The 26,406-nt window shown below is 65.0% G+C and carries 27 protein-coding genes and 1 tRNA gene; 5 read left to right on the top strand and 23 right to left on the bottom strand.

The features are described 5' to 3' along the window. Positions 1 to 10: 10 nt before the first annotated feature. Positions 11 to 613, bottom strand: a complete 603-nt coding sequence (locus GWI72_RS01100) for a hypothetical protein (protein ID WP_161674961.1) — start codon at positions 611 to 613, stop codon at positions 11 to 13. Positions 614 to 1,006: 393 nt separating this feature from the next. After that, positions 1,007 to 1,615 carry a GNAT family N-acetyltransferase gene (locus GWI72_RS01095; protein ID WP_161674959.1) on the bottom strand — a complete coding sequence of 203 codons (609 nt, stop codon included), beginning with the start codon at positions 1,613 to 1,615 and terminating at the stop codon, positions 1,007 to 1,009. Positions 1,616 to 1,761: 146 nt separating this feature from the next. On the opposite strand from GWI72_RS01095, the gene GWI72_RS01090 reads away from it, so the two are divergent. After that, a complete protein-coding gene (locus tag GWI72_RS01090) occupies positions 1,762 to 2,025 on the top strand; it encodes a hypothetical protein (RefSeq protein ID WP_161707636.1) in 264 nt (87 codons plus the stop codon). A gap of 69 nt (positions 2,026 to 2,094) precedes the next feature. Here GWI72_RS01090 and flhA read toward each other — a convergent pair whose 3' ends face one another. From flhA to GWI72_RS20365, 9 genes are all read right to left on the bottom strand, one after another. Continuing rightward, the gene (gene flhA / locus GWI72_RS01085) at positions 2,095 to 4,245 is read right to left on the bottom strand and encodes a flagellar biosynthesis protein FlhA (RefSeq protein WP_161674955.1); all 2,151 of its coding nucleotides are present in this window, start codon (positions 4,243 to 4,245) and stop codon (positions 2,095 to 2,097) included. A 32-nt stretch (positions 4,246 to 4,277) separates the two neighbouring features. After that, entirely contained in the window at positions 4,278 to 5,633 is a 1,356-nt protein-coding gene (gene flbD, locus GWI72_RS01080; RefSeq protein WP_161674953.1) for a sigma-54-dependent transcriptional regulator FlbD, read from the bottom strand. A 20-nt stretch (positions 5,634 to 5,653) separates the two neighbouring features. After that, positions 5,654 to 5,995: a flagellar motor switch protein FliN gene (gene fliN / locus GWI72_RS01075; RefSeq protein WP_161674951.1), complete on the bottom strand. Its 342-nt coding sequence runs from the start codon at positions 5,993 to 5,995 to the stop codon at positions 5,654 to 5,656. After that, positions 5,992 to 6,696: a FliH/SctL family protein gene (locus GWI72_RS01070; RefSeq protein WP_161707634.1), complete on the bottom strand. Its 705-nt coding sequence runs from the start codon at positions 6,694 to 6,696 to the stop codon at positions 5,992 to 5,994. The genes fliN and GWI72_RS01070 overlap by 4 nt, the downstream gene beginning before the upstream one ends. Positions 6,697 to 6,738: 42 nt before the next feature. Beyond that, positions 6,739 to 7,788, bottom strand: a complete 1,050-nt coding sequence (gene fliG / locus GWI72_RS01065) for a flagellar motor switch protein FliG (RefSeq protein WP_161674948.1) — start codon at positions 7,786 to 7,788, stop codon at positions 6,739 to 6,741. Positions 7,789 to 7,790: 2 nt separating this feature from the next. Continuing rightward, complete coding sequence (gene fliF, locus GWI72_RS01060; protein ID WP_244314252.1) at positions 7,791 to 9,356, bottom strand: flagellar basal-body MS-ring/collar protein FliF; 1,566 nt, start codon at positions 9,354 to 9,356, stop codon at positions 7,791 to 7,793. 446 nt (positions 9,357 to 9,802) lie between these two features. Further along, entirely contained in the window at positions 9,803 to 10,078 is a 276-nt protein-coding gene (gene sciP, locus GWI72_RS01055) for a CtrA inhibitor SciP (protein WP_161674944.1), read from the bottom strand. 323 nt (positions 10,079 to 10,401) lie between these two features. Further along, the gene (locus GWI72_RS01050; protein ID WP_161674942.1) at positions 10,402 to 11,070 is read right to left on the bottom strand and encodes a flagellar hook assembly protein FlgD; all 669 of its coding nucleotides are present in this window, start codon (positions 11,068 to 11,070) and stop codon (positions 10,402 to 10,404) included. A 127-nt stretch (positions 11,071 to 11,197) separates the two neighbouring features. Beyond that, a complete protein-coding gene (locus GWI72_RS20365; RefSeq protein ID WP_161707632.1) occupies positions 11,198 to 13,585 on the bottom strand; it encodes a flagellar hook-length control protein FliK in 2,388 nt (795 codons plus the stop codon). A gap of 410 nt (positions 13,586 to 13,995) precedes the next feature. Here GWI72_RS20365 and mnmA point away from each other — a divergent pair, with 410 nt between their 5' ends. After that, positions 13,996 to 15,204, top strand: coding sequence for a tRNA 2-thiouridine(34) synthase MnmA (gene mnmA / locus GWI72_RS01040; protein WP_161707630.1), 1,209 nt, complete (start codon positions 13,996 to 13,998; stop codon positions 15,202 to 15,204). Positions 15,205 to 15,690: 486 nt separating this feature from the next. After that, positions 15,691 to 15,767, top strand: a tRNA-Met gene (locus tag GWI72_RS01035). A 67-nt stretch (positions 15,768 to 15,834) separates the two neighbouring features. Here GWI72_RS01035 and GWI72_RS01030 read toward each other — a convergent pair. From GWI72_RS01030 to GWI72_RS00990, 9 genes are all read right to left on the bottom strand, one after another. Next, positions 15,835 to 16,821 carry a tyrosine-type recombinase/integrase gene (locus GWI72_RS01030; protein WP_244314185.1) on the bottom strand — a complete coding sequence of 329 codons (987 nt, stop codon included), beginning with the start codon at positions 16,819 to 16,821 and terminating at the stop codon, positions 15,835 to 15,837. A gap of 99 nt (positions 16,822 to 16,920) precedes the next feature. Beyond that, positions 16,921 to 17,157, bottom strand: coding sequence for a hypothetical protein (locus tag GWI72_RS01025; RefSeq protein WP_161707625.1), 237 nt, complete (start codon positions 17,155 to 17,157; stop codon positions 16,921 to 16,923). Next, the gene (locus GWI72_RS01020) at positions 17,154 to 18,368 is read right to left on the bottom strand and encodes a phage portal protein (protein WP_161707623.1); all 1,215 of its coding nucleotides are present in this window, start codon (positions 18,366 to 18,368) and stop codon (positions 17,154 to 17,156) included. Before GWI72_RS01020 ends, GWI72_RS01025 begins: the two co-directional genes overlap by 4 nt. Then, positions 18,365 to 18,904 carry an HK97 family phage prohead protease gene (locus GWI72_RS01015; protein ID WP_161707621.1) on the bottom strand — a complete coding sequence of 180 codons (540 nt, stop codon included), beginning with the start codon at positions 18,902 to 18,904 and terminating at the stop codon, positions 18,365 to 18,367. Before GWI72_RS01015 ends, GWI72_RS01020 begins: the two co-directional genes overlap by 4 nt. Then, on the bottom strand, positions 18,901 to 19,173 hold the full coding sequence (locus GWI72_RS01010) for a head-tail connector protein (RefSeq protein ID WP_161707619.1): 273 nt from the start codon (positions 19,171 to 19,173) through the stop codon (positions 18,901 to 18,903). The genes GWI72_RS01015 and GWI72_RS01010 overlap by 4 nt, the downstream gene beginning before the upstream one ends. A gap of 2 nt (positions 19,174 to 19,175) precedes the next feature. Next, positions 19,176 to 20,408, bottom strand: coding sequence for a phage major capsid protein (locus GWI72_RS01005; RefSeq protein WP_161707617.1), 1,233 nt, complete (start codon positions 20,406 to 20,408; stop codon positions 19,176 to 19,178). Positions 20,409 to 20,610: 202 nt separating this feature from the next. Further along, positions 20,611 to 21,075 carry a hypothetical protein gene (locus GWI72_RS01000; RefSeq protein WP_161707615.1) on the bottom strand — a complete coding sequence of 155 codons (465 nt, stop codon included), beginning with the start codon at positions 21,073 to 21,075 and terminating at the stop codon, positions 20,611 to 20,613. Positions 21,076 to 21,186: 111 nt separating this feature from the next. Further along, a complete protein-coding gene (locus tag GWI72_RS00995) occupies positions 21,187 to 21,444 on the bottom strand; it encodes a hypothetical protein (protein WP_161707613.1) in 258 nt (85 codons plus the stop codon). A gap of 5 nt (positions 21,445 to 21,449) precedes the next feature. Next, a complete protein-coding gene (locus GWI72_RS00990) occupies positions 21,450 to 21,809 on the bottom strand; it encodes a hypothetical protein (protein WP_161707611.1) in 360 nt (119 codons plus the stop codon). Between the two features lie 97 nt (positions 21,810 to 21,906). Here GWI72_RS00990 and GWI72_RS00985 point away from each other — a divergent pair, with 97 nt between their 5' ends. Beyond that, entirely contained in the window at positions 21,907 to 22,131 is a 225-nt protein-coding gene (locus GWI72_RS00985; RefSeq protein WP_179955999.1) for a helix-turn-helix domain-containing protein, read from the top strand. An 82-nt stretch (positions 22,132 to 22,213) separates the two neighbouring features. Beyond that, positions 22,214 to 22,960 carry a hypothetical protein gene (locus GWI72_RS00980; protein WP_161707609.1) on the top strand — a complete coding sequence of 249 codons (747 nt, stop codon included), beginning with the start codon at positions 22,214 to 22,216 and terminating at the stop codon, positions 22,958 to 22,960. Between the two features lie 7 nt (positions 22,961 to 22,967). Here the strand turns inward: GWI72_RS00980 and GWI72_RS00975 are convergent, their stop codons facing one another. The 3 genes from GWI72_RS00975 to GWI72_RS00965 are packed head-to-tail and all read right to left on the bottom strand — an operon-like array spanning position 22,968 to position 25,849. Next, positions 22,968 to 24,599 carry a terminase large subunit gene (locus GWI72_RS00975; RefSeq protein WP_161707607.1) on the bottom strand — a complete coding sequence of 544 codons (1,632 nt, stop codon included), beginning with the start codon at positions 24,597 to 24,599 and terminating at the stop codon, positions 22,968 to 22,970. Beyond that, positions 24,600 to 25,043: an HNH endonuclease gene (locus GWI72_RS19885; protein WP_179955998.1), complete on the bottom strand. Its 444-nt coding sequence runs from the start codon at positions 25,041 to 25,043 to the stop codon at positions 24,600 to 24,602. Continuing rightward, positions 25,043 to 25,849: a helix-turn-helix domain-containing protein gene (locus tag GWI72_RS00965; protein ID WP_161707605.1), complete on the bottom strand. Its 807-nt coding sequence runs from the start codon at positions 25,847 to 25,849 to the stop codon at positions 25,043 to 25,045. The genes GWI72_RS19885 and GWI72_RS00965 overlap by 1 nt, the downstream gene beginning before the upstream one ends. Positions 25,850 to 26,406 lie beyond the last annotated feature (557 nt).

Below are 26,406 nucleotides of genomic sequence, written 5' to 3'. Positions count from 1 at the left end.
GCCGCCGGGCTCAGCCCATCGGATTGGCGAACCAGGCATAGGCCACGAGGGCCACCATGCCGGCGAGGATGCCGCCGAGAAACGCCACCAGCACCGGGCCCCAGGCGGAGGCCGCGCGACCGGAGGCGACGGCTGCCTGCTCACCGGCAATCGCGGCCTTCATGCGCTTGTCGAGCCAGTCCCCCTCCAGCGCGCGCTCGCGCTCGATGATGCGCTCGGCAATGTATTCGGTGACGCAGTCGGCCATGTCGTCCAGATCCGCCGTCTCGAGAATGACGACCCGGCCAAGGCGGGTGTCCTTGAGGAAGCGGTAGGTGCGGCGGTCGCCACCGACAGCGATGTGGCTGGTCATGTCGATCCACAGGCGCGGCGTCGAGCCCGGGACGATCTGGAAGGAGAACTGGTCGTCGTTCTCCGGCACTTCGCGGAAGACGTCGGTCAGCTCGTCGGCCAGCATCTCGAGGCGCGTGCGCTCGGTCTCCTGCAGCTCGATCACCACATCGGCGCGTTCGGCCTCGCCGAGGCGGACCTTGCGAATGGCATCGCGCAGGCTGCGCACCTTCGCGTGGGGCACGACATTCGTGGGGGAGCCGCTGCTCTGTTCGTTGGCCATGGTGATTCCAGGTTCGGGGACGCCACAATCGTTAAGCGGACTTTTACCGGAAGCGGCCGGCGGGAAAACCGTCGGCCCCGTCCCGACTGCACTCGTCCACCGGCAATGTCGGCGGTTTGGTTAACCCTTCTTAAGCCATTTTAACTGTTACCGCCACCACGGCCGTGGCCGGCTGCCAACCCGCGTACCGGGCAGACAGAGGAACCGTCACGTGCCGGCGAAGGGGCCGGGGACGGGGCACGCAAGGGATGGAGCGGGGAGACTGGCTGGCGCGACAGGCCGTCCAGAAAGAGAGGCAAGAAGGACAGGACAGGCCAGTGAGGCAGCGCGCGGGTGGCAAAGTGCGGGCGGCAAGAGTGCCCTTGCGGAGGGGAGAGGGGCACGCGCCCCGGCTCAGGGCCGCAGCAGCGGGATATGCGCGCCGGCGGTCTCCGGCAGCACCCCGAGAAGACGCGGATCGTCGACGATCTCGATCGACCGGCTCACCGGCACGAAGCCGCTGGAGCGGTAGAAGCCGAGCGCGGACGGGCTGTCGCCGGTGCAGGTGTGAACGAAGAAGCGGCGCGTCTGCGGGCGGGCCCAGGCCATGTCGAGCCCCGCCTCCATCAGCCAGCGCCCGAGACCACGGCCGGTTGCCTGCGGCACGAGGCCGAAGAAGGCCAGCTCGACATTTGCCGGGTCCGCAAAGTCCAGTTCGAGAAGCCCGACCGGCTCGCCGTCGGCCATGGCGACATGGATGGTGCGCGTGTCCTCGGCGAGAACGGCGGCCAGGCGCGCGCGCGGCATCCGCACCCGCGAGAACCAGAGCCAGTCATCGCCCACCGCACGAAACAGCGGCAGGTAGGTCTCCGGGTCCGGCTTCACCCAGGGCACGAGCGTGACGCCCTCCGGCGCAGGCAGGGCCCGCGGCACAGGACGCGCCGTCATCTCCAGAAAGGTGACAACGAACGCGATCTTGCCGGCGGGCACGGCAGTGTAGCCGTCGAGATTGAGGCTGGTCATGGGGGCTCCGGACAGGTCTGTCGTGAGGCGCTCTGGGTCTGGCTGTCTGGCAGGGGACAGCCCGGACAGGGGCGGAGTAGCATCGCAAGCCGACCGGCGGCAACCGTCATTCGAAGCAGATTGCGGGCGTTAACCGTGTGTTAACCATGATCGGCCACCCTTTTCTCATGAGCGGCATCGGCAACAAATTCGGACAGAGAAACGAGCGCGTCACGCTGAAGGACTACAATGACGCGTGGGCGGCGCAACGCCGCAAGGGCATCGAAAGAACCCAGATGCTGTCCCAGCAGATCCAGAGTTCGGTCTTCCAGACGGCCGTCACCGTGTCGCAGCAGCAGACCTACAACGCCTTCCAGGGCAGCGCGATCAGCACCGCCTCCGCCCTGTCGCGCCTGAACCTGCTGGTCTGACCCTGCCGGTCTGACCCTGCTGGTCTGACCCTGCTGGTCTGACCCTGCCGGTCTGAACGGGCCCACACCTCAGATCGACCCGATGGTCTTCAGCTTGACGCGGGGATGCACCTCGTTCTGGCTCATGACCGTCGTGTGCGCGCGGAAACGCTCGACGATCGAGCGGACGAAGGGACGGGTCTGCGGCGAGGTCAGGAGCACGGGTACCTCGCCCTGCTGCGCCGCCTTCTCGAAGGCATCACGCACGAGGGTGACGAATTCCTGCAGCTTCGACGGCTGCATGGCCAGCTGCCGGTCATCCCCCTCCCCGACGATGGACTCGATGAAGGACTGTTCCCAGCGAGGGGACAGGGCAACCAGCGGCAGATAGCCGCCCGGCGACATGTTGGCGGCGCAGATCTGGCGCGCCAGCCGCGCACGCACATGCTCGGCGATGGTGTTGGTGTTGCGGGTAAAGCCGGCCGCCTCCGCGACGCCTTCGAGGATCGTGCCCAGATCGCGCACCGACACGCGCTCGGCCAGCAGCGTCTGCAGCACCCGCTGGATGCCCGAGACGGTGATCTGGGTCGGGATGAGATCCTCCACCAGCTTGGCCTGCTCGCCCTTCAGCTCCTTGAGAAGCTTCTGCACATCGGCATAGGTGACCAGCTCGGCAACGTTGGCCTTGATCGTTTCGGTCAGATGGGTGGAGAGAACCGTGGCCGGATCGACCACCGTGTAGCCGCGCAGCGACGCATCCTCGCGGTAGATGGCCTCGATCCAGGTGGCCGGCAGGCCGAAGGTGGGCTCGGTCGTGTTGGTGCCGGGCAGCTTCACCTGACCGCCGGCCGGATCCATCACCATGAAGCGGTTGGGGTAGAGCGTCCCCTTGCCGGCCTCCACCTCCTTGACCTTGATGGTGTAGTCGTTGGCGCCGAGCTGGATGTTGTCGAGGATACGCACCGGCGGCATGATGATGCCCATGTCGGCAGCAATCTGCCGGCGCAGCGCCTTGATCTGCTCCGTCAGCTGGTCCGGCTGCCCGGTCTGCTGGCCGTTGATGAGCGGCAGCAGCGCGTAGCCCAGCTCGATCCTGAGCTCGTCCATCTTCAGCGCGTCGGTGATCGGCGGTTCGGCCGGGGGCTTCGGCGCCGTCTCGACGGCCTTCACGGCCGCCGCCTTGAAGGCCGAGAGTTTCTTGGCGTTGCCGGCCTTGATCGCAAGCCAGGCCGCCAGACCGGCAAGACCGAGGAACGGGATCATCGGGATGCCCGGCAGCAGGGACAGCGCCACCATGACGAAGGCCGACATGCCCAGCGCCTTCGGATAGCCGGTGAACTGGGCGACCAGCGCCTTGTCGGCCGAGCCGCTGACGCCGGCCTTGGACACCAGGATACCGGCGGCGGTGGAGACGATCAGGGCGGGGATCTGCGACACCAGACCGTCACCGACGGTCAGGATCGTGTAGTTCTCGGCCGCCTCGCCGAAGGTCAGCCCCATCTGGGCGACGCCGATGATGATGCCACCGATGATGTTGATGAAGGTGATCAGCAGGCCGGCGATGGCATCGCCGCGCACGAATTTCGACGCACCGTCCATGGCGCCGAAGAAGGTGCTCTCCTCCTCCAGCTCCTTGCGCCGCCGCTTGGCTTCCGCCTCGTCGATGAGGCCGGCAGACAGGTCGGCGTCGATTGCCATCTGCTTGCCGGGCATGGCGTCGAGGGTGAAGCGGGCGGCCACTTCCGCGATACGGCCCGAACCCTTGGTGATGACGACGAAGTTCACGATCACCAGGATCGCGAACACGATCACGCCGATGACGAAGTTGCCGCCCATGACGAAGTTGCCGAAGGACTGGATGACCTGTCCGGCGGCATCGGTGCCCTCGTGACCGTGGGAGAGGATCAGGCGCGTCGAGGCGAGGTTGAGCGCCAGACGCAGCATGGTCGAGATCAGGAGGACGGTCGGGAAGGACGAGAATTCCAGCGGCTTCTGGATGAACAGGCCCGTCATCAGGATCATCACCGAGGTGATGATCGAAATGGCGAGGAAGAAGTCCAGCAGGATCGCCGGCATCGGCATGATGAGCATCACGAGGATGATCATCACGCCGACGGCCAGACCGACGTCGCCCTTGCGGATTGAATCCCAGAACTCCGCCATCGTCGGCAGGCCGAGCGAAGGCACCGGCGGACGCGGCTGCTTCGGTTCAGTCGGATCGTTGGCGGAGGTGTCGGTCATGGACTGTGGCAGGCCCGTTCCTGGTCAGCGTGTCAGACGCCCCGCGCTTCGCCGGGACCGGGCACGAGGACGCCTTCGTCCATGTACTGGTTCAGCTTGTTGCGCAGGGTGCGGATCGAAATGCCGAGGATCTTGGCGGCATGGGTGCGGTTGCCGAGGCAATGGTCGAGCGTGTCGAGGATGAGATCGCGCTCCACATCGGCGACGGTGCGCCCGACCAGCGAGCGCGACACAGCCTCGGCCACCTCGGCGGCACGCTCGACCGGCCCCCGGGCCGCCATCAGCGGCGTGCCGTCGGGCATGCGGATGGCATCGACCCCGATTTCGGGACCGCTGGCCAGCAGCACGGCGCGGTGCATGGTGTTTTCCAGCTCGCGCACGTTGCCCGGCCAGGGATTTCCGGTCAGCGCCCGGCGGGCATCGGAACTGATCGGCCGGTCCGGCAGGCCGTTGGCCTGGGCGTAATGCCGGGCGAAATAGTCGGCCAGCTCAAGGATGTCGGCCGGCCGCTGGCGCAGCGGCGGCAGCTTGAGATTGACCACGTTGAGGCGGAACAGCAGATCCTCGCGGAACGTGCCCTGGCGGACACTGTCAGCGAGATCCCGGTTCGACGTGGCGATGATGCGGATGTCGACAGGAACCGGACGCGTGCCGCCGACCCGGTCGATGACGCGCTCCTGGATCGCGCGCAGCAGCTTGGCCTGCAGGCGCACGTCCATCTCGGAAATCTCGTCGAGCAGCAGCGTGCCGCCATCGGCCTCCTCGAACTTGCCCACCCGGCGGGCGACAGCGCCGGTGAAGGCGCCCTTCTCGTGGCCGAACAGCTCGGATTCCAGCAGCTGCTCCGGGATGGCGGCGCAGTTGATCGAGATGAAGGGCTTGCCGGAGCGCGACGACGAGCGATGCACGTGACGCGCGATCACTTCCTTGCCGGTCCCGGACTCGCCCGTGATCAGGATCGAGGCATCGGAGGGGGCCACCTGCTCCGCCAGCTTGACGACGGCGGCCATGGCCTCGTCGCGGTAGATGAGATCGCCGCGCTCCTGCGCGACCGCCGCCAGGACCGCCGCGATCATCTCCGGATCCGGCGGCAGCGGAATATACTCCTTGGCGCCGGCCCGGATGGCGGCCACGGCGGCACGCGCGTCGGTCTCCACGCCGCAGGCGACGACGGGAACATGGATCCGCTCGTCGGCGAGGCTTGCCAGGATCCCGGCGATGTCGAGCTTGACGTCGACCATCAGGAGATCGGCACCCCGGCCGGACCGCAGCACCTTCAGCGCGGCTTCCGCATCCTCGGCATGGGTGACCTGGGCCCCCCGCTGCATCGCGATCCTGGAGGCTGTCGTGAGCTGGCCGCCCAGCGTACCGACAATCAGCAAGCGCATCGTCTTCTCCTGCCCGAGCGTCAGCGCTCGGCCTTGATGATTTCCGTCATGGTGACCCCGAGCTTGTCCTCGACGAGCACCACTTCACCGCGCGCGACCAGCCGGTCGTTCACGTAGATGTCGATCGCCTCGCCGACCTTGCGGTCCAGCTCGAGCACGGTGCCCGACGCCAGCTTGAGCAGATCGGACACATGCAGGCGGGAATGGCCGAGTACGGCGGAAATGCGCACGGGCACATCGAACACCGCCTCGAGATCCGCCGCCGACTGCGCCGTGCTCACCTGGTCGTCACGGTCGTCGCGACGGCGGCCTTGCGGCTGAAGCTCGTCGAGCGGAAGGCCGCGGTCACTGTCATCGCTCATGATTCAGTCTCCCTGGCACCTGCCTCGGCGCCTTGCCGGGCCTTCGCCCGTGCCGCGGCCTTGGCCTCGAAATAGGACTTGATCGACTGGTCGATCTGGGTTTCCAGCGCCTTGCGGTCGCGCAGGATGCCCCCGTCGGCCCATTCGATGCGGCAATCGCCGCGGGCAATCTCCGGCTCGCCGAGCAGCACCAGCCGCCCGTCGAAGCCCTTCTCCCGCACCACCGGATCGAGCCGCGCCTTCAGCGCGTCCACATCGCGCTCGGCCACGCGGATGACCAGATGCGGCGCGCCGCGCAACGGACCGAGGCACTCGGCCACCAGCGCCACGGTCTCCGCCAGCGGATTGCGGGCGATGAGATGGGCCGACAGGCGCCGGGCGATGAGAAAGGCCAGCGTGGTGGCGTCCTTCTCGGTCTGCTCCCGGTACCCGTCGATCTCCGCCAGCAGCCCGGCCACCACGCGCGACAGGTCGCCGACCTGCTCGGCCAGGCGACGTTCCTCGCCGGAGCGGCCTTCGACCAGCCCCTCGGCGTGCCCCTGCCGGCGCGCCTCGTCGCGGGCGGCAGCCAGAAGGCGCTCGTGTTCGGCGACCGTCATCATCGGTTCGACCGGTTCCGGCGGCGCCGTCACCACCGGCACCTCCGGCTCGCTGAAGTTCTTGTCGAACAAGAACTTCGACGGTTTGCCCAGGCGTGTCATGTGCGGTTCCCACGGTTACCGGTCATCGGGTGTTGCATGTCATCAGTAGATGATCTCGTCTTCGCCCTTCGACTTCGAGATCATGAGTTCGCCGCGCGCGGCCAGATCCTTCGCGGTGTTGACCATGGCCGACTGGGCCTCGTCCACATCGCGCAGGCGCACCGGTCCGAGCGCGTCCATGTCGTCCTGCAGCATCTTCGCGGCACGGCCGGACATGTTGCCGAAGAAGAAGGCGCGCACCGCGTCGTTGGAGCCCTTGAGGGCGATGGCGAGACGGTCCTTCTCGACATTGCGCAGCAGCGTCTGGCACCCGGCCGCATCGAGCTTCATCAGGTCGTCGAAGGTGAACATCAGGTTCTTGATGCGCTCGGCGGACTCGCGGTTCTCCTCCTCGAGGGCGGCAAGGAACCGGGCTTCCGTCTGGCGGTCGAAATTGTTGAAGATGTCCGCCATCATCTCGTGGCTGTCGCGGCGGCTGGTGTTGGTGAGGTTGGACATGAACTCCTTGCGAAGCGTCAGCTCGACCTTTTCCAGCACTTCCTTCTGCACCGCCTCCATCCGAAGCATGCGGTTGATCACCTCGAGCGCCAGGTCTTCCGGCAGGATGCCCAGAACCTTGGCGGCGTGATCCGGGTCGATCTTCGACAGCACCACGGCGACGGTCTGCGGGTATTCGTTCTTCAGGTAGTTGGCGAGAACGTTCTCCTGCACGTTGGAGAGCTTTTCCCACATGTTGCGGCCGGCAGGACCACGGATTTCCTCCATGATCGTCGCCACCTTGTCCTGGGGCAGGAAGGCCGCGAGCAGCCGCTCGGTCGCATCGACGTTGCCCATCAGCGCGCCGCGCGACGACAGCTTGCGCACGAAGTCCGAGAACAGGTTCTGCAGCATGTTGGGCGTCACCGGGCCAAGCTTGGCCATGGCGGCCGAGATCTGGCGGATCTCGATCTCGTCCAGCCGCGCCCAGATCTGCTTGCCGTGCACCTCGCCCAGCGCCAGCATGAGAACGGCGGCCCGCTCCGGCCCCTTCAGCTCGCGCTCGACACCATCTTCGGAGATGGTCAGCTGGTTCTGCATTGAGTCGAGAGACATGGTCAGGCCGCCTCATCCAGCCAGCCGCGCACGATGGTCACGGCTTCCGTCGGATAGTCCTCGATCATCGCGCCGACCTTGGCGATGGAAGAGGCCTGCAGCGCGCCCTCGCGCTTGGCTTCTTCCAGCCACTCGATCACGACGCCGTCGTCCTCGTCTTCGGCCAGCTCCCCGGCCGGCAGCTCGGACTGGGCCACCAGCGTGCCGTCCGGCGCGATCACCAGCTCCTGCGCGGTCTTCTCCTCCGGCGTCACGATGCGCTTCAGCAGCGGACGGACGACGAACAGCAGCAGCAGGAGCGAGATCAGCAGCAGCACGCCCAGCTCGGCGAAGCGCATGATGTCGTCGCGGGTGAAGTCGAACAGACCCTGCTCGGCAGATTCGAAATCGGTCTCCGGCGGGGCGGCGAACTGGAGGTTGACCACCTCGACCACGTCGCCACGCGACTCGTCGAAGCCGACAGCGGAGCGCACCAGCACGGCAATCCGGTCCAGCACCTCCTGCGGGCGCGGCGTGTACTGCATCGCGCCGTCCGCATTGGGCTCGTAAAGGCCATCGACCAGCACGGCGACCGACAGGCGCTTGATGCGTCCGGCCTCGAGCGTCTCGGTCCGGATGGCCTTCGACACCTCGAAGTTGACGATTTCCTCGGTCAGGCTGGAAGCCTCGGCATCACCGGCCCCGCCATTGGCGTCCGCATTGGGGAGCTGGTTGCCGGCCGTCACCCCGCCCTGCTGGGCGTTGCGGGTGGTGTTCTCTTCCTTGGTCTGCGTCGAGCGCACGACCTGGCCTTCCGGATCGAAACGCTCCTGCGTCTCGGTGACCCGGTTGAAATCGACCTCGGCAGCGACGCGCACGCGGGCACGACCCGGGCCGACGACGCTGTTCAGGATCTCCTCGATCTGGTTGCGCAGGCGCTGCTCGATCTCGAAGGTCCGTTCCTGCAGCTCGCCGGACGCCATGCTGTCCGCAGTGCCATCGGTCGCGGTCGCCAGCAGGCGGCCGGTGTCATCGACAATCGACACGCGCTCCGGGGTCAGGCCATCGACCGCAGCGGCGACAAGGTGCTGGATGGCCCGCACCTCGCTGGCCCCGAGCCCGCCGCGCACCTTGATGGCAATGGAGGCCGACGGCGGCCGCACGTCGCGCTGGAACAGCTGCCGTTCCGGGATCACCAGATGCACGCGCGCCGACACGACCCGGTCAATGGAGCGGATGGTGCGCGCAAGCTCTCCCTCGAGGGCTCGCAACTGGTTGATGTTCTGGACGAAGCTGGTGGCCCCCAGCGTATCGGTCCGGTCGAAGATCTCGTAGCCGACCGACCCGCCCGTCGGCAGCCCCTCTTCTGCCAGCCGCATGCGGGTGCGGGCGATCTGATCCTTCGGGATCAGGATCGTGCCGCCGTCCTGCCGCAGCTCGTAAGGGATCGCCAGCTGTTCCAGGTTGTTCACGATCTGGGCGGAATCCTCGATCGTCAGGTTGGAATAAAGCTGTCCCATCTCCGGCGCGGTGACGCGGAAGATGATGAAAGCGAACATACCGACCAGAATCGCGGCCACCGCCCCCATCGCGGCGACGCGCGTTGGACCCAGAGTCCTGATGAATTCGATCAATCCGTTCACGTTTGCCCGCCAGCTGATCCTGCCCCGCCGCTGGTACCGGGGGAATCAAAGTCCCACCCGATGCCGACGACGCATTGTCCGATAGGCAAAATTTGCCCGCCAGAAGGTAAACAAGTTATTAACGAGTATTGACGCCGTTTCAGGAATTGGCGGATTTCCGCCATTTCAGGGCAAGCGGGCGGTTTCGCAAAATGGAAGAAATTGCCTGTTCGCGTTAACCTTGCGGTCAGAATTGCGCCGGAGAGGCACGACCCTTGCCCGAATCCCCGGCACCGGCCTGCAGCAGATGGCCCGCAGCCGTGCCACAGACGGGGCCATAAAAAAAGCCTGGCCGGTGGGCCAGGCTTCAAGGTTTGGAGGTTCGAGCCGTGCGCGCGGGGGGCGCCGGACCGTTAATTGCGGTACTGCTGGATGCGGGTTGCCCGCAGGCCAGCCAGTCCATGGCGCTCGATCGAGCTTTGCCAGGACAGGAATTCTTCCACCGTCAGCGTGTAGCGCTGGCAGGCTTCTTCCAGCGACAGCAGGCCGCCACGCACCGCGGCGACGACCTCCGCCTTGCGGCGGATCACCCATCGCTTGGTGCTCGGAGGAGGCAGATCCGCAATAGTCAGCGGGCTGCCATCCGGCCCTATCACATACTTCACACGCGAACGAACTTGCTCGGTCATTGTACTCTCACACAAACCATGACCAGGTTTAGAAGTGAGATTACATGGCGGGATTTAAAATTTGCCTAAGCAACAATACACGGTTGATTAACCACGAAATTGCAATTTCTTGAGTAGCTATTAAAGCATTCATTGCGATTTGCATCGCCATCTTTCGGACACATTAACGATGCGCTAACCATACCGCGCCAGGTGACGCAGCGGCCCGAACGAAAGCGGCCGGCGCTTGCGGCGCCGGCCGATTGTGAGGATCAGGCTCCCCTGCCCCACGCGCCCAGAGAGTGCGGGAGGGACCTTGAGGGGACCAGGCGGGCCCGGCCAGATCAGATCGCGGTGGACGAGACGGTCTTCACCGCCGAGACGGGGATTCGCACATCGCCGATCTTCAGGAAGGCCGTGCCGCTCGACATGTCGACCTTGTCCACCTTGCCCTTGACCTCCGACGTGACCGCTTCCCGCGCTCCGCCGGTGTCATAGACATCGAACTTGATCGTGTAGGCACCAGCCGCCGCCGTCGCGCCCTCTGACGTCTTGCCATCCCAGGTGTAGCTGCCGTTGCCCTTCGACAGGTTCACCTCCCCGCGATAGACCAGCGCGCCGCCGGAATTGCGCACCTCGACGAAGCCCTTGGCGTCTTCGGCGACGGAGTAGTTCCAGACGGCCTTGCCGTTTTCCAGCATCGTGGAATCGCCGGCGGCCGACACGTAGGACCCGAGATAGGACACGTAGCTGCTGGCCTGACCGGACTGGATGACGCTGAGCAGGCTGGCCAGCTGCTCGTTGGTCTTCAGTCCCTGCTCCACCGTCGAGTATTGCACGAGCTGCTGGGTGTACTGCGCAGGGTCCAGCGGCTCGAGCGGGTTCTGGTTCTTGATCTGGGTGGTGAGCAGCTTGAGAAACAGGTCATAGCTGCCGAACAGCGTCTTGCGGCTCTGATCGGTGGAGGACGTTTGGGACGTGCCTGCAGCCGTCGGTGTGCTGACTGTTGCCATGATGCCTGTGCTCCTTGACTGGCCCCGCTCCGGGGGCCCGGACTGCCGGCCGATCGGGCAGGCATCCGGTACTCAACTCATTGTTCGGCGGGGTCCGGCGCCCCTGTGGCGCGCGGCAGGCCCCGTATCAGATGCGAATGTCGAGACCACCCGCCGCGCTGCCGCGGTAAAGCCGGGCGACACGCTCGCCCGCCGCCGGGTCAGCTGCCGCCGCCTCGGACTGGACCGGCTGGCGCTGGCCACCCTCCTGCCCCTGGCGTCCCTGGCCATCTTGTCCGGCAAAGGAGAAGGAACGCCCGCCCTCATCGCGCAGGGAGAACTGCAGCCCGCCCTGGTCCGCCTTCAGACCGGCCATTTCCAGCGCCTTCTCGAGGCTGCGCTGGTCACGCAGGAACATGTCGAGGGTCTCGGACTTGTCGATGGTCAGCCTGGCCTTGACCTCGCCATCCTTGCTGACGGTCATTTCCACGTCGATCCGCCCGAGCTCCTCGGGATCAAGACGGATCTGGAAGCGGCTCTGGCCGGGGCGCGCCTGCGACTGCATCTGGGCGACGACCTGCGCGGCGGCGGCCTGGGCCATCTGCGGGTTGGACTGGGCGGCGGCCGGATCTCCGGGCATGCCGGTAGCCGCAGTCGCCGTGCCGAGGAAGCCGGTGACGGTCCGGGTGGAGGCTGCGAACTCGTCGAGGAAATCAGCCCCGGCACGCTCGACCGCGCCCTGCGGCGACGCTGCATCCTGACGGGCGTCTGCACCCCCGGCGGCGGACTGGGCCTGCGCAGGGCCGGCGCCGCCCGTATCGGCGGCCGCCGTGCCGCGAGCACCCTCGGCGGCGCCCGGCACCGTCTGGCTCGCCCCCGGCTGGCGACCCTCGGCACCCGCAGACTGGCGCAGGTCCTGGGCCGGATCGACGGCCTCAGGATCGGCGGCCAGTGCGGCATCCCCTTCGGCGGCGGAGAGGTCGGCCGCGCTCGGCTCACCCAGCCCGGCAAGACCCGGCGTGCCGGCCCCGGAGGACGCGGCTGCAGAGCCGGTTCCCTCACCGGCGGCCGCCGTACGCGGCGCACCGGTCAGGCTGCGCCCCGCCTGCAGGCCAAGCACCGGATCCGCGGCAGCATCTGCGGCCGCGCCCGGTTGTGCCTGCGCCAGAGCGGCCGACGCCGGCGCGGCGCTTGTGGTCGCAGTCAGCGAAAAGGCACCGCCGACGGCCTCGGCGAGCCGGGCCACCAGCGGATTGCCGCCCGTCACAGCGGACGGCACGCCGGTGGCATCGGTGGCCTCGGCCACGACGCGCAGACCGGCGGCGGCGGCCTGTGACTGAGAAGGTGCCAGGGACAGGGCCTGAGACGCTGCCTGCGTTGCGGCCTGAGAAACCGTCTGGGGTGTCGTCTGGGGCGTCGTCTGGACCGCAGGCGCATCGCCGCCCTTCGCGGTGGCCGCGCTGTCGGCGGAGCCTGCGGCCATCAGGGCAGCGTCAGCGGCCGCCCTGGCGGCATCCAGGAAGCGACCTGCCCGCAGCTCGTCGGGCGTGGGCACGCGGGTCTCCCAGCTGCCGGGCACCTCGGGCACGGGAATGTCGCTGAGCGGAGCGGAGGCAACGGGCGCCGCACCCGCCTGCGACCCGTCAGCTGCGACCGAAGAGCCGGCCGCAGCCATGGCGGCCGCCGCATCAGCCGGCCGGGCCGGTCCAAGGGGCAAAGCCCCGGCGCCGCCGGCAGCGGTGAAGGCCGGCAACGGCGCCGGCAACGGCGTCTGACCGGAGGCAAGGCCCTGACCCGGCAGCGGACCGGAGGAGGCCCCCGCAGCCGGCGCGGACGCGGTGCCGGGCCCCTCGGCGGAGGCAGGCGCGATGCCCCCGGGCTGACCGCCCGTGGCCGACAGCTCCTGCCCCCCGCCTGCCGCGGGACCGGCCACGGGCAGAGCAGCCGCGCCTCCGGCGACGCCCGGCAGGACGCTCCCGGACGGGATGCCCCCCTGGGACGCCACCTGGGACGCCGTCTGGGACGCCGCCTGGCCAGGTGTCTGGCCAGGCGTCTGGAATGTCGTCTGGGCGGAGACGGGAAGCGGCTGAACGGCAAGCGCCGGGAACGGAGGGACGAGCAGCGATGCGCCATCGGCGGCCTTGTCTTCGCCGGCCGCAGCGTCCGAAGCCGAGCCCCCCGGGACCACGAAGGAGGCCTCGGACGACAGGCCACCCCGCAGGGACGCCGGACCCGCGGCCTTGCCGAGGCCCTGACCACCGTTCTGGCCGGAACCGGAGCCCTGACCTGAAGATTGGCCTGATGACTGACCCGACGACTGGCCAAACCCCTGACCGCCGGCGGCAACCTGCGCAACGAGCGACTGGGACCCGGACAGAGCACCCGTGGCCGCACCGGAGAGCTGCGCCGGAGGCTGCGCGCCCTCGGCAGACGTGGCCTGCTGCATCGCTACCAGCAGATCGGAAAACACGCCGGAGGCGGCCGCATCCGACGCCGCAGCCTCGCCTGCCCCACCGACCGTGGCAGCGGAACCCACCCCCTCAAACCGGATCTGTAACGCCTGCACGAGCACCCTCACACATCAACCGCCACAGGGGCGGACTTGTCTTGCCCTCCCAATGCAATGCGCGCGCCAGTTTTCCACGGGCTAAAATGCTGTTTTGAATCAAGAAACTGGCCATCGAGCAGCCCCGACATCGCCACCGGCGCCCTCCCCGGACGGCAGAAGTTGCTGGCGCGACCCGGCAGAGATTGCCGCCCCGCACCGGGCTGATTTGGCTTTGGCCGCAAGTTTCTGTATAAGCGGCGTGTTTCTCGCAATCGGACCTGCCGGCCCTGACGTGCCTTGCCAAGGGCAAGCCGCCGTGAGGCTGGCCCGTTGCGAGGCGACGTTTCATCCCCGACTGGCGGACCTTGACCCCGCCAAGGCGCAAGGATCGACCTCAGATGCTGAATTCCCTCGACCTGCCGCGTGCACCCAGGGACACGCGTGTGGTAGTCGCCATGTCCGGCGGCGTGGACTCCTCCGTTGTTGCCGGCCTGATGCAGCGCGAAGGCTATGACGTCATCGGCGTCACGCTGCAGCTGTATGACCATGGCGCCGCCGTGCACCGCGCCGGCTCCTGCTGCGCCGGCCAGGACATCCATGATGCCCGCCGCGTCGCCGAACGGCTCGGCATTCCCCATTACGTGCTGGACTACGAGCGCCGCTTCAAGGAAGCCGTGATCGACCGCTTCGCCGACAGCTACATGAATGGCGAGACGCCGGTGCCCTGCGTTGCCTGCAACCAGACCGTCAAGTTCTCCGACCTCCTGGAGACCGCGCGCACGCTGGGCGCCGACGTGCTGGCGACCGGCCACTATGTGCGCTCCGAGCAGGAGGGCGCGCACCGGGCGCTGTACCGGCCGGTCGATCTCGACCGCGACCAGAGCTATTTCCTCTTTGCCACGACGCAGGCGCAGCTCGACTTCCTGCGCTTTCCGCTCGGCGGCCTGTCGAAGCCGGCGGTGCGCGAGCTGGCGCGCGAGTTCGGCCTCTCCGTCGCCGACAAGCAGGACAGCCAGGACATCTGCTTCGTGCCGAACGGCAAGTATTCCGACGTGATCCGCAAGCTGCGGCCCGAAGCCGCCGAGCCCGGCGAGATCGTGCATGTGGACGGGCGCGTGCTCGGCCGCCACGACGGCATCATCCACTACACCATCGGCCAGCGCCGCGGCATTGGGGTGGCCACCGGCGAGCCGCTCTATGTGGTGCATCTCGACGCGCCGAACCGACGCGTGCTCGTCGGCCCGCGCGAGGCGCTCGCCACCCGGACGCTGGAGCTGCGCGATGTCAACTGGCTGGGCAGCACACCGCTTGCCGAGAACATGAGCTGCGAGGTCTTTGCCAAGGTGCGCTCGACCCGGCCGCCCACCCCGGCGCGGCTGACGCTGGAAAACGGCCAGGCGCGGGTGGACTTGACCGACGGCGAGACCGGCGTCGCCCCCGGCCAGGCCTGCGTGTTCTTCGACAGCGACAGCCCCGGCGCGCGCGTGCTGGGCGGCGGCTGGATCGCCAAAGCCCGGCCGGTCGGCCTGAGTGCCGCGCCGGACTTTTCCCGCGCGGAGCTGCGCACCCATGCGGTGCCCGTGACCGCCACGCCCGTTCGCGGCTGAGACCCACTCTTGATGCGCCGCGCTCACCGAGAGCGGGTCAAGCCCGAGCGGCGGTTGAGCCTTTTCAAGGCGTGATGCGTCAGCATCGCAGCGCCTTGGCATAAGCCCCGCCCGAGACCCGGAACGCCGGGGGCAGGTCGCCCCCCGGCACCCCCCCCGGCACCGCTCTTCCAGCACCGCTCCTCCAGCGCCGTCCCCTCGCGCCGTCCCTGCTCACGCTGTCCCTGCCCGCATCGCCCCTGCCCGCCTCGTCCTTGCCCGCCTCGTCCTTGCCCGGTGCGACGACCGGCGAGGCCAGGCCCGCCCCCTGCCGCGTTCATCCACAGCCGGCAAAAAACTCTGATGCGGGAGGCCGCAAGCGCGCTTGACAGGCCGCCCCGCTCCTTTCTATAAGCACGCCACATCCGGCGTCGCCCAAGACGCTGGTCCATCCGACCCCGGCAGACCGGCAAATTTGCCCCGTCTCGCCCGGACCCCGGACCGGATGGCGGAGTAGCTCAGTTGGTTAGAGCAGCGGAATCATAATCCGCGTGTCGGGGGTTCGAGTCCCTCCTCCGCTACCATCCATCCAGTTGATTTTCATCATCTTTCCCGCTCCACAAATCTCGTTTTACGTCAAGTTTGACGTTTTTAGGCTGTCGGTTTGACACTTCCTGTTCGACGGTTGTTCACTTCGGTCTCGAATTTCTCGGCAACGCCGCCCATCTTGCGCCGCAGGTTCGCGGCCTTGGCGTAGTGCCGGGCCATGGCTTCCGTCTTCTGCCCGAGCGCATCCGCGATGGCGCGTTCATCCAGCCCGGCTTCCCGAAGGATGGTCGCCACGGTGTGCCGCAGGCCGTACAAGGTCAGGTGAGGTTGCACGCGCCCGGCCGCTTCCAGATCGCTGCGCAGCGTGCGCCAGCTCGCACGGAAGCCGGATGCGGTCCAAGGCCGCCCATAAGAGTTGGCACACAGCGTCAGGGCATCATGAGCCGGAGCGTCATCAAGGATCGCCTTCAGCGGGGCGATGACAGGCCAGGACACGGCAACGCCGGTCTTGTTGCGCCGGACTTCGATTGATCCGCCCTGCCAGCAGCCGCGCGGCAGGCTCAAGGCATCGCCAGGCGCAAGGCCGGTGAACATCATGACGGCCAGCGCCGGGCGCATGTGCGGCGGGGCAGCGGAAAGAACGGCATCCCGCTCGCTGTCGCTCCAGGGCCGATTTGCGTCCGGGCGATCCTTGCGGCGCTTGACGCCCTTCACGCCCTTGGCGGGATTGTCCGCCACGAAACCACGTTCCCGCGCCCATCCGAACACGACAGACAGCACAGCTTTGACATAGGTTCCGAACCGCTCGCCCCGCTTTTCGTGCGCGCGATCACGCAGCTTGACGATGAAAGGCGTCGTAAACCGGGTCAGTTCCGTGTCGCGGATCGGGTGAAGGTAGTCGAAGACTTTCTGGTAATCCGCGCGCGTGCGCGGTGCCAGGTCGAGGAAAGCGCGGCTGCCGCGATAGCCTTCAACGATCGCGGCCAGAGTGCCGGGCTTCACCGTGTCCGGCGCGTGCGCCGCGTCCAGTCGGGCGCATTCGGCATAAAACGCCGCTGTCTTGGGCGGGAACTTCACCAGGTCGACCATAACGCCGCTCTTGCGGTGCTGGCATCGCGCCCGGAACGGCGGCTTTTTGTCGACCCAGACGCGGAAGCCTTTGGGCCACCATTTTCCCGCCTTCATCGCTCACCCCAATTTGTCCAGAATGTCCGCGTCCGTGTCCGTGGCATTGGCCTTCAGGCCGTCAATCCACGTGTCAAGATCACGGGCATCGAACACCTTCTTGCCGGTCGGCAGCGGGATCGCCGCGACAGGACACAGCGCCTCGAAACGCTTCGGCGGCAGGCCGCAATAGGCTGCTGCATCGTCGCGAGACAGAAGGCGAAACGGCTTCGCTTTCACTTCGATGACCGCGCGATTCATTCGCCCCGCTCCCCTTGTTCGGCACCCGCCGCCGTCATGTTCAAGGGCGATAAGTAATCGTCGCCGCCGTCGATCTTGGGCAGGTTTTCCCATGCCCGAACTTCGTTCACAGACAGCCAACCGCCGTTCCGCCCAACGGCATAAGCCGCGTATCTGGCCGCCATATCGCCACGCAACAGCCCGGCCAGGTCGTGTTCAATGAACAGGCTTTTGCGCGCGTCGGCCGTCAGAAGGGCGGCATTCATGGCCTGTTCGATCCGCTTGGCCATGGGCGCCAGGCAGCGCACGACGAGCGCGCGGCTTTCTTGATCCGTATTACTGTAGGTCGCGTGATCGGTGATGCCGACCACGGTTGGCGGCACGCCCCACACGCGGCAGATATCAAGATTGGTCAGCTTGCGGCTTTCCAGAAACTCGGCATCGCGCGCGGAAAAGCTGAAGCTTTTCCAGTCGGTGCCGCCATCCAGAACCAGCACGCCGCGCGTGCCGTTGGTCGCGTTGATCTTCGCCTCAAGCTGGTCAAGCACCTGTTGCCGCTGCTGGCCTGCAATAGGCGAGGGAAAGACCAGCGCGCCTTCAGGCTTGAAGCTGTTCGCCGCCTGTTTCGCGGCGGTTTCCTGTTGCTGAAGCGCCAGCGCGAAGGTTTCGCGGGCAATGGCAATGGGCGACAAGCCCATGACGCCGCTGCGGTCGAGGCGATAGCGCAAATGCAGCATCTCGTCTTGCAACAGCACCTCGCTGGATGCCGCGCCCGTGCTGACACGGTAGCGAAGCCGCCCGGACGGCAACCGCTCGACCGCGACCGAGCCCGGATCAATCGGCCACAGCGCCGCCACTTGGCCGCGCCCGTTCCATTCAATCCGCGCGAAGGCATTGCCGGTGATCAGGACAGACGCCATCAGCACTTCACGGGCTTCAAAGGCGGTCATGTTCGGGTTCGCCATGTCATGGAGCACGCCATAGAGCGGATGATCAGAAGCCCGCTCACGTCCGCCATCCTCGGCGCGCCGGTACAGGTTCAACGGAACCGCCGCCAGGTTCTGGCAGATGCTGCTGACACAGGCATGGGCAACAGAAAGCCCGCTGGCCCGCGCCGGATCCACAGCCGCGCCAAGGCCCGCGCGCTGGCCGAAAAATCCGGCCAGATAGGCGTCATCGGAGCGGACGGCGGCGCGTTTCTCACGGCCAAACAGACGGTCTAGAAGGCTCATTTTGTCAGCTCCAGAATGCGCAGCGTCCGGGCAATGCGGGCGCGCAATGCGTTCTCCCGTTCCCGCGCACGGGATTGGATCACAGTGCCCTCATACGCAGGCCAACCCAGCACCACGGAAATCTCATGCAGCTCGACGGCCCGAAGTTCGCGCCGGTCGCCGTCGCGCTGTTCGTCGAGGGCGGTGAAGCCGAAGGACATGCCGCCGATGTCGCCACGTTCGGCCAGCGCCAGCACGTCGCGGCCCGCCGCGGTGTCGGGAACGTCCAAGTCAAAGGCAAGGCCGCGACTATCCTCGGAGAGCCGCAGCGTGCCGGAGCGTGTGCGCGCCAGGACGCGGCCCGGATCGTGATCGACCAGGGCGAGGATGTCTTTTCCGGCGCGCAGGGAGCCCGCGAAGGCCCCCGGCGAAATGGTCTCAACGAAGCGGCCAGCGATGATCGCCGGTTGCCGGAAGGTGGCCGCATAGCCTTCCAGTTTGCGGCCCTTGGCGCGCAGTTCAAGCGCCGCGCCGCGCTTTTCAAACGTGCTGGTCATACCCCGAGCCTCCGATAAGGCGCGATCAGGCGATCAACGCCAAAGGCAATCGGGAAGGAGTCCTTGCCCGTTGCCTCGCGATTCTCGTAAAAATGGCCAAACAGCAACAGCCAAGCCTGTTTGACGGCTGGCGGCAGGGGGCTGGCGTCGATATCGACGCCAACCGACTTCAGGTGATCGCCCGCCGCCGCGACAGCCTGCGCAACGACAGCGTCGTCATAGGTGCCTTCGATCCTGCTATGCGCCTTCGCCTCGTCGAGCGTGACCATGCTCACACCTCCGCGTAAGCGAAGGCTTCCGGATGCCGGACGGCAACGTCCGCATCGAGGAAGGCATGAAGCAGCGCGCCGCCGTTGGAGGCGACGTCCGGGTGATAAGGGTTGATCAGGATGTCGACCGCAGACCAGTAGCCCAGGTACAGTTCCGCCCACTGGCCATAAATCAGCGCCGACTTGTCATCGCCCGCGCCAAGGTCGTTCGGCACCTGTGTCGAGGTTTCAACCCGGCCGCCGTGGAAAAGCTCATTCATCTGAATCACATGGCCCTCGCCGTCCTTCAGCGTCCGCGCAAGGCGCATGACGTTCGGGTGGGTCAGGAAGGCCGTGGTGCCGGTCACGTCATCGCGCTCCAGTTCGGCCATGAGGTTGGCGGTCGTGTCCGACAGCGCGGCTGCGGTCGTGACTTTGGTCACGCCCGAAGTAGCCAGCAGGCCACGAGGCTCGGCCCCGGTTCCGGTGCCAGCAATCGCCGCGCGGTCGAGACCCTGCGCCAGCATGAAGCCAATATCCCGGCGAAGGATGTCTTCAATCGCCGCGCCGCTTTGCAGCATCAGACGACGGGACAGGCGATATTCTGCCGTGATCGTCTTCGGCCCCATCGACACCTTTTCAAAGGCTGCCGCCGACCGGGTCGCATTGCCATTCTCGGCCACCCAGGACGCGGAACCGCTGGAAGCAAGGTTCGGAAGGTCGAGGAAGCCGGTCAGATTGCGCAACACGGTCGCGCCCATGGCCTCGACCTTCAGCGCCGGGCGGAACCGGTCCGCAACGGCGGCAATGGTCGTCGGCACCGTGAAGCCACCCGCCGCACCCGCGCCCACCGTCTGGCTGCGGGTCTCGCCAAGCAGCACATCGACTGGCACCGCCAAGTGAATGCCGGACGCACCGGAGCGGCTTTCCCGCCCCCGCTTCAGCTCGGCATCAATCTCAGCCTCGCGGCCCGTCAGGCGGCCGGACAGCGCGCCCTGCACCGCAGCGGCCAGCGAATAGGCCCGCGCCTCGCGGCCATACTCGCCGCCGTCCACCCGCTCGCCGCCTTCGGCCTCGCGCTCAAACGCGGCAACCCGCTTTTCGCGGGCAATCGAGGTATCAAGCGCGGTGATTTCACCGTCGAGCGTGTTGAAGCGCTGCTCCTCGGCGGCATCAAGCGCAGCCTTGGCGTGCAGGGCCCGGATTTCCGTCACCTTGGCGGCACGCTGCGACAAAAGTTCCTGAAGTGTTGGCATTTTCTACACCTTTCGTTCCAATTTTGGCCACAATCAGCCCTTGCGTCACCTTCACCCGGTACAATCTTGGCGGAGAGTACTTTCAATTTGCGCCAGCCCGGCCCCCTTGACCGTGATCAAGGACTGCTCCCGCGCCCCGGAGGGGGCCTTGTCGCTGTTGGCCCGCTGGCAGGGCCTCAATGAGTAGCGCGGGAATTCCGGATCAATCGTCTTCGCCAATAATCGACAGCTCCTCGGCAATCAGCTTGTCCAGCACCTGACGCGCCGCCACGACATCGAAAGAAAACCGCTGCAGCAAACCTTCGGCGCGCGGCGGACGCTGGTTCGCGGGAAGCCGGTTTTCCACCAGCACTTCGCCCCTGTTGTTGAAGTAGCGAAGCAACATCACGTCGCCTTCGTCTTCGGCCAAATCGTCCAGTCGAGAGCGAATGCGGCAAGCGTAAAGACCGGCAAGGCGCGGCGGAAACTCCTGATCCAGGAACGTCCGGTAAAAGAAAAGCGCAACAAGATCGTTGTAGTCCATCAACCTTGTTGCACCACGAGCCACTTCGGGGGCGCAGCCATAGTGACCAGCGGCAACCGCTTCATTGAAACGCTGCGGATCAATACCCACAATCCGGCATGCAGCCTTCACGCGGAACTTCAGTTTTGCATATGGATTTTCCATGTCGTCGCTCCTATTGAGATTTTCAATAGGCTGAACTGGAGCGCGAGTTATGTCAACGACAAAACACGGATAGCGATCAGCGTGCCGCAGTTTCCCCAGCGCTAACGGCTATCAATGCCGCTTGAACTCGCGGAACGCTTCCTGCCTTGCTACGTCAAGCGCCGCCTCGATCAACACCAGCTTGTCGCGGCAGGCGGTGACGATGGCCTGAAGCGCGCCCGCGCGGGGACTGTCGAGCCCGTCCGCCAGCAGCGCAAAAGCCTCCAGCAGGCCCGACAAATCAATGCAGTGACCTTCGGCATCAACGAAAGCGTCGATCCGGTGGCGCGGCCCTCTGGCCTCGTTTTGGTCGTTGGTGGCATCGGTCATTGGCTTCACTCCTCGTCGGTCTCATTGGCGTCCGGGTCGAGGTCGTCTTCCTCGTCCTCGTCGATCTCGCAATCATGGTGATTGTCATTGGTGGCATGGGCGCGCCAGGACAGCGGCGCGCCCCAGCGCTGCACCTCCGGCCAGCCCAGGGACGGTTCCTCCTCGTCCGTGAGGCCATGACGGACACAGGCGTCCGGCCCTTCTTCCGGCCAGCCCAACGCGGGCTCAAGGTCCGGGTCGCCGTCGATGATATCGAGCAGGGCAATCAACTGTTCCGCCGCCTGCTCGATGCGGCGGCGCGTCTCCGGCTCGATGGTGAGCCAGAGCGGGACAAGGTTCGACCGTTCGCGCAAGGGATGGCCCATCGCGTTGCTCCTGTGATAGTGTTGCGAAATCGAAACTTCGTTGCGAAAATAGCCGCGCTATTTCGCTTCGTCAACGCGAAATCGAGACAGTGTTGCGATGAATGCTATTCAATGCAAGATGGCCCGGGTGGCGCTAGACTTATCGGTCAGAGACCTTGCTACGCTGGCGAATGTGTCAACAAACACCATCTCACGCCTAGAGCGTGGCGACGAACTTAAGCCACGCACGGTTGACGCGATCCGCGCCGCCCTCGAAACTGCAGGCGTGATCTTCATCGACGAAAACGGGGAAGGTCCGGGTGTGCGACTGAGGAAGTCCTGAACTTAACACGCTAGAGGACTCTAAAGCCATAATTGCAATCCTAAATCTGGCCACCGACCCCAGAATAGAACCCGGAGATTCAATGATGGAATTAGATCAATTTTATTCATTTTTCTCTGATCTTTACTTTATGTCAGCATCTTTTCTCAAAGAAAATTATAGCGGAGTACTATCGGTATTTTTTGGAGGGTTGCTTGCGGCCATTGGGCAATACTGGTCTTCAAGGATGATATTAAATAAAACAGTGAAAATGGACAGAATATTGAAGGCGCATAGAATTACTCTGAGGATCAGTCAAATGTTGAGCTGGCTCATACATCTTCAGAACGCTTCAACAGATGCAATAAAAAGACATCAAGAAAGCAAGCTGGATTCAGAAATTTGGGGATACTCCCATAAAATTCCCGGCCTTCAAAGAATGATAACTTCCATTGATTCAAGTGACTATAGTGTTTTTATTGATGCAAAAAGACCGGATCTTCTATCTAAGATCGAGGAATTTGAAAGAAGGTACAATTCAATTATTGAATCGGCAATTGAATACTATCAAGAAAGGGATTTCTTAATGCCTCTAGTTATGAGCAATCAATTCGACTCACAAAGAGAAGCTTGGAATATTAATGCTTCACACCCGCAATTTGTAGAAATAATGGCTAGATCCGATGCGCTAGCAAAATTTTTCAACGACATCTCTTCTTGCGTAAATTCGGAACTATCTTCCGGCGCCGCAATCGCAACCGAAATGGGGCTGTGTCTTCAAAATCTGCTTAAAGATAAGACGTTTCCGATCATCGAACGCATAGCAGCTGAACCGCAAACACACGGGTGACATGGTGTCACCCGTCATCCAAAAACTGCGCCAGACACGCCGGGAGAGGTTCCTCCTCCTGCCGCCCGCTGACTGCCAACGCCATGGCGAGCGCCACCAGGCCGTCAATCCGCCCGTTTGCCTTCGACTTGTCCAGCTTGCGATTTCCCGCCGGATCGCGCGTGACCACAGCGTTCGTCGCACACATCTTCAGCACCGGGTTGCCACCGTGTCGCAGCAAGCCTTCCGCCACGCAGCGTTCCAGAAGGTCCACCGCAGGGGCCATGTCACGGAAGCCCTGACCGAAGGGCTCCAGCGGCAACCCTGCGCCCAACAGGCTCAGCTCGCGCCGCAGGTCTTCGATGCGCCAGCGGTCATAGGCGAGTTTCTGCAAGTCATAGAGGCTCGCAGCCTCGGCAAGCTCATGGGCGACAAAGCCGGGATCAATCGTCGCGCCAGGAATGAGCGTGATGAAGCCTTGCCGCGCCCACAGGTCATACGGGACACGATCCTCTTCGGAGCGTTCCTTCACCGCCGCCTCGGGGAAGTAGAACTTCGGCACCACGTCAAACATGCGCCCTTCGCCGGGAAACACCAGAACGAACGCCGTCAAGTCGCGCCCGGCTGACAGGTCGAGGCCGCCGAAACACGTGCGGCCGCGCAAGGCGGCCAAGTCCGGCGCGGCGCTGCACTTCTCCCATTCGACCTTATGGATAAACCGCGACACGGCGGCCACCCGCTGATTGAGGATCAAATTGCGAAAGGCGGATTCCTTCGACGGCACCAGGCGCGCCTGTGCCGCCTGCCGGGTCACATCATCGAGGCTGCGGAAGTCGCCAAGCGCCGGATTTGCCGCCTCCCAGGTCTCCGCCTCCCAAGGATCGGCATCAGCCGGCGCGGCATAGAGCGTCAGGTGAAACGAGGGGTCGTCCACATCGCCCGCCTGCACCTTCAGCCCGTAGTCGATCAATTCGGAAAACACGTGATGGTCCGCCGCCGCCTGCGTTGAAATGCACATCATCAGCGGGTTGTCGCGCGCGCCGGTGGCCGTATCCAGCGCGTCGAACAGGTCACGGTTCGGCGCGCTGCCAAGCTCGTCATAGACCACGAAGGACGGGCTCAACCCCATCTTCGATCCGGCATCCGCCGACAGGGCGGCATAGATCGAGCCCGCGCCATCGCCAAAGAGCACTTCCACTTGCTTGCTGTGACGGATCACGTTCGCCCGGTCGTCCAGCTCTGGATGCGCTTGCAGGATCGCGGTCATCTCTTGAAAAAGTTTCGCGGCCTGATCGCGTGTCAGCGCCGCCGAATACACCTCGCCACGCGGTTCGGCTTCCGGCCCCATCAGGTGACACAGCGCCAGCCCGGCGGCCAGCTGCGTCTTGCCGTTCTTGCGGCCCATGGACAGCACCGCCGTCCGGACCGGACGCCGCCCGGTCTCGTCTTCGGCATAGACTTCCTCAAGGAACGCGCGCTGCCAGGGGCGGATTTTCATCGTCGTCCCGGCGAGGCTTCCCGCCGTGATCGGCAGATCCTCGAGGAACGCGATGACGCGCCCCGCCCGCGTCAGCCCCGGTTCCTCCCAGGGCTTCACGGTCCGAACCTCGATCTTGCCGCGCTCCGAAAGCGGCTTGGCCCCTATGCCCCGGACAGCCATTCAGGCAAACCCCAAATCGTCAACGTTATCAGAGGTTTCATCCAATTTTCTGGACGAAACTAAGTGGAAGTTCTGGTTCCCAGTCGGTATTCGGGCTTTGCCGTTCTGGTGATTTTGCCCGCCCCCGCCCCCGGTGTGCCACTCGTCCGTGTCATCGAGCGGGTTTCCGTCCGCGTCAAAGCCCTTGATGCGGCGGGCAAAGGGCAGCGCGGTCTTGCGGTCAACGGCTGCGGTTTTGCTGTTGTGACACGGGACGCACATGGCGGTCAGACCGTCGAGCGGCGGGAACGGATCGCCTCCGGCGTTGATCGCGGTGTTGTGGTCAACCACGCGCGCGGCCTCGACCACGCCGCGCCGGGCGCACACTTCGCAGACGGGGCTTGCCGACAGCTTCACCAGCCGCAGCCGCTTCCATGCGCGGGTGTTGTACGGCCAGCCGGGCATCAGTTCACCCCTTCCCAGCCATCGGGCAGCGCCGCAGACGCCTGCCGGTCGAATTCGTCGAAGATGTCCAGAGCGAACGAGTATCCAGCCTTGCCACCCGGCCCGAAGTTGGCCTCGATAACGAACGGCGGCCTTTTGCGGATCCGTTCGTGAATGGCCGCAAGCGTCGGATAGCGCGGATCGTCAGTGGCGACGAAGCGCGCTTTCGGCTCGGGAAGCGGCTTCGGCTTGGAAGGTCCAGGTACTGGCCTGCAGCGTTCCGGCATGGCCTCGCGCGTGCCCGCGCCTTTGGTTTTTTTATTTATATTATTTATTCTAGTTAGGGGGCTGTTTTTGTCACCCTTTCCGGCAGGATTTGTCACCCTTTCACGGTAGCTTTTGTCACCCTTTCGTTCGGGTTCACGGTAACTTTTGTCACCCTTTTCCAGTGCCTCGACAGGGGCAGGGCCATCAGTCGGCAGCGGTGCAACATCCGCATCGACCGGCTGGAACGTGTAGACATTGCAGCTCCCGCGACCGCTCCCCTTCTCAAGCGACAGGTAGCCACGCGCCACCAGCGCCTTCAGGCCGCGTGTCACCGTCCGCTCGTTCAGGCCCGTGACCTTGGCAAGGGTGGCGTGCGACGGCCAGGCGCGACCGTCCTGTGTGTTGATATAGCCGGACAGGACAACAGCTATCCGCAGATCAGACGGGGTCAGCTCAAGGTCCGTTGCGACCTTGCCGATCCAAGCCAACTTGTCGCTGTACTGGATTGTATGCACGGCGGAAGGACCGCGTTCGCGCCGGAGAGGGAGCACGTTTGTCATGCCGCCCCCCTTGCCGAAAGGGGCGCAAACCGGTTTGACAAAGCCCGGCTAAGCCATTGATTTTCCGTACCGGGTTTGACAGTATTTCGGGGCTTAAAGTATTGCGCGCACAGGGTTGTGCGCTGCATCATAATCCGCGTGTCGGGGGTTCGAGTCCCTCCTCCGCTACCATCTTCTTCCGACAGTTCCCGATATGTTGGTGACTGTAGCCCGACGCGAAGTTTTGCAAATTTGACGCGTGATTTTGCAGCACGGCGCTTTGCTTTGATTTGGCTTTGAACCGTGTTTGAAGGACCCTCGAGCAGTTCATGACCTCGGGAGGTTCGGGCCTGCTATTGTGAGCGAGCCGCCTTTGTGGCCGCAGGCGGAACAGACGAGCGCTGCACTGATCCTTTGGTCTCGAACAAAGCGATGATCGGCACCAAACCGCTCGATGAGTTTCTCGATATCGAGTTCGCGGCCTCGGGCACAACGGAGGTTTCGGCAATGCCCAAACAGCCGGTAGCCGTGAGCCTTCAGTTCACCAATTGTGGCTAACGAGATCTGACTATTCATAG

It is taken from the genome of Pannonibacter sp. XCT-53 (genome assembly GCF_009915765.1).
GTDB classification, from domain to species: Bacteria; Pseudomonadota; Alphaproteobacteria; order Rhizobiales; family Stappiaceae; genus Pannonibacter; species Pannonibacter tanglangensis.
Note: the sequence above shows the minus strand (reverse complement) of the source record. Positions and strands in the feature narration are given on the sequence as shown.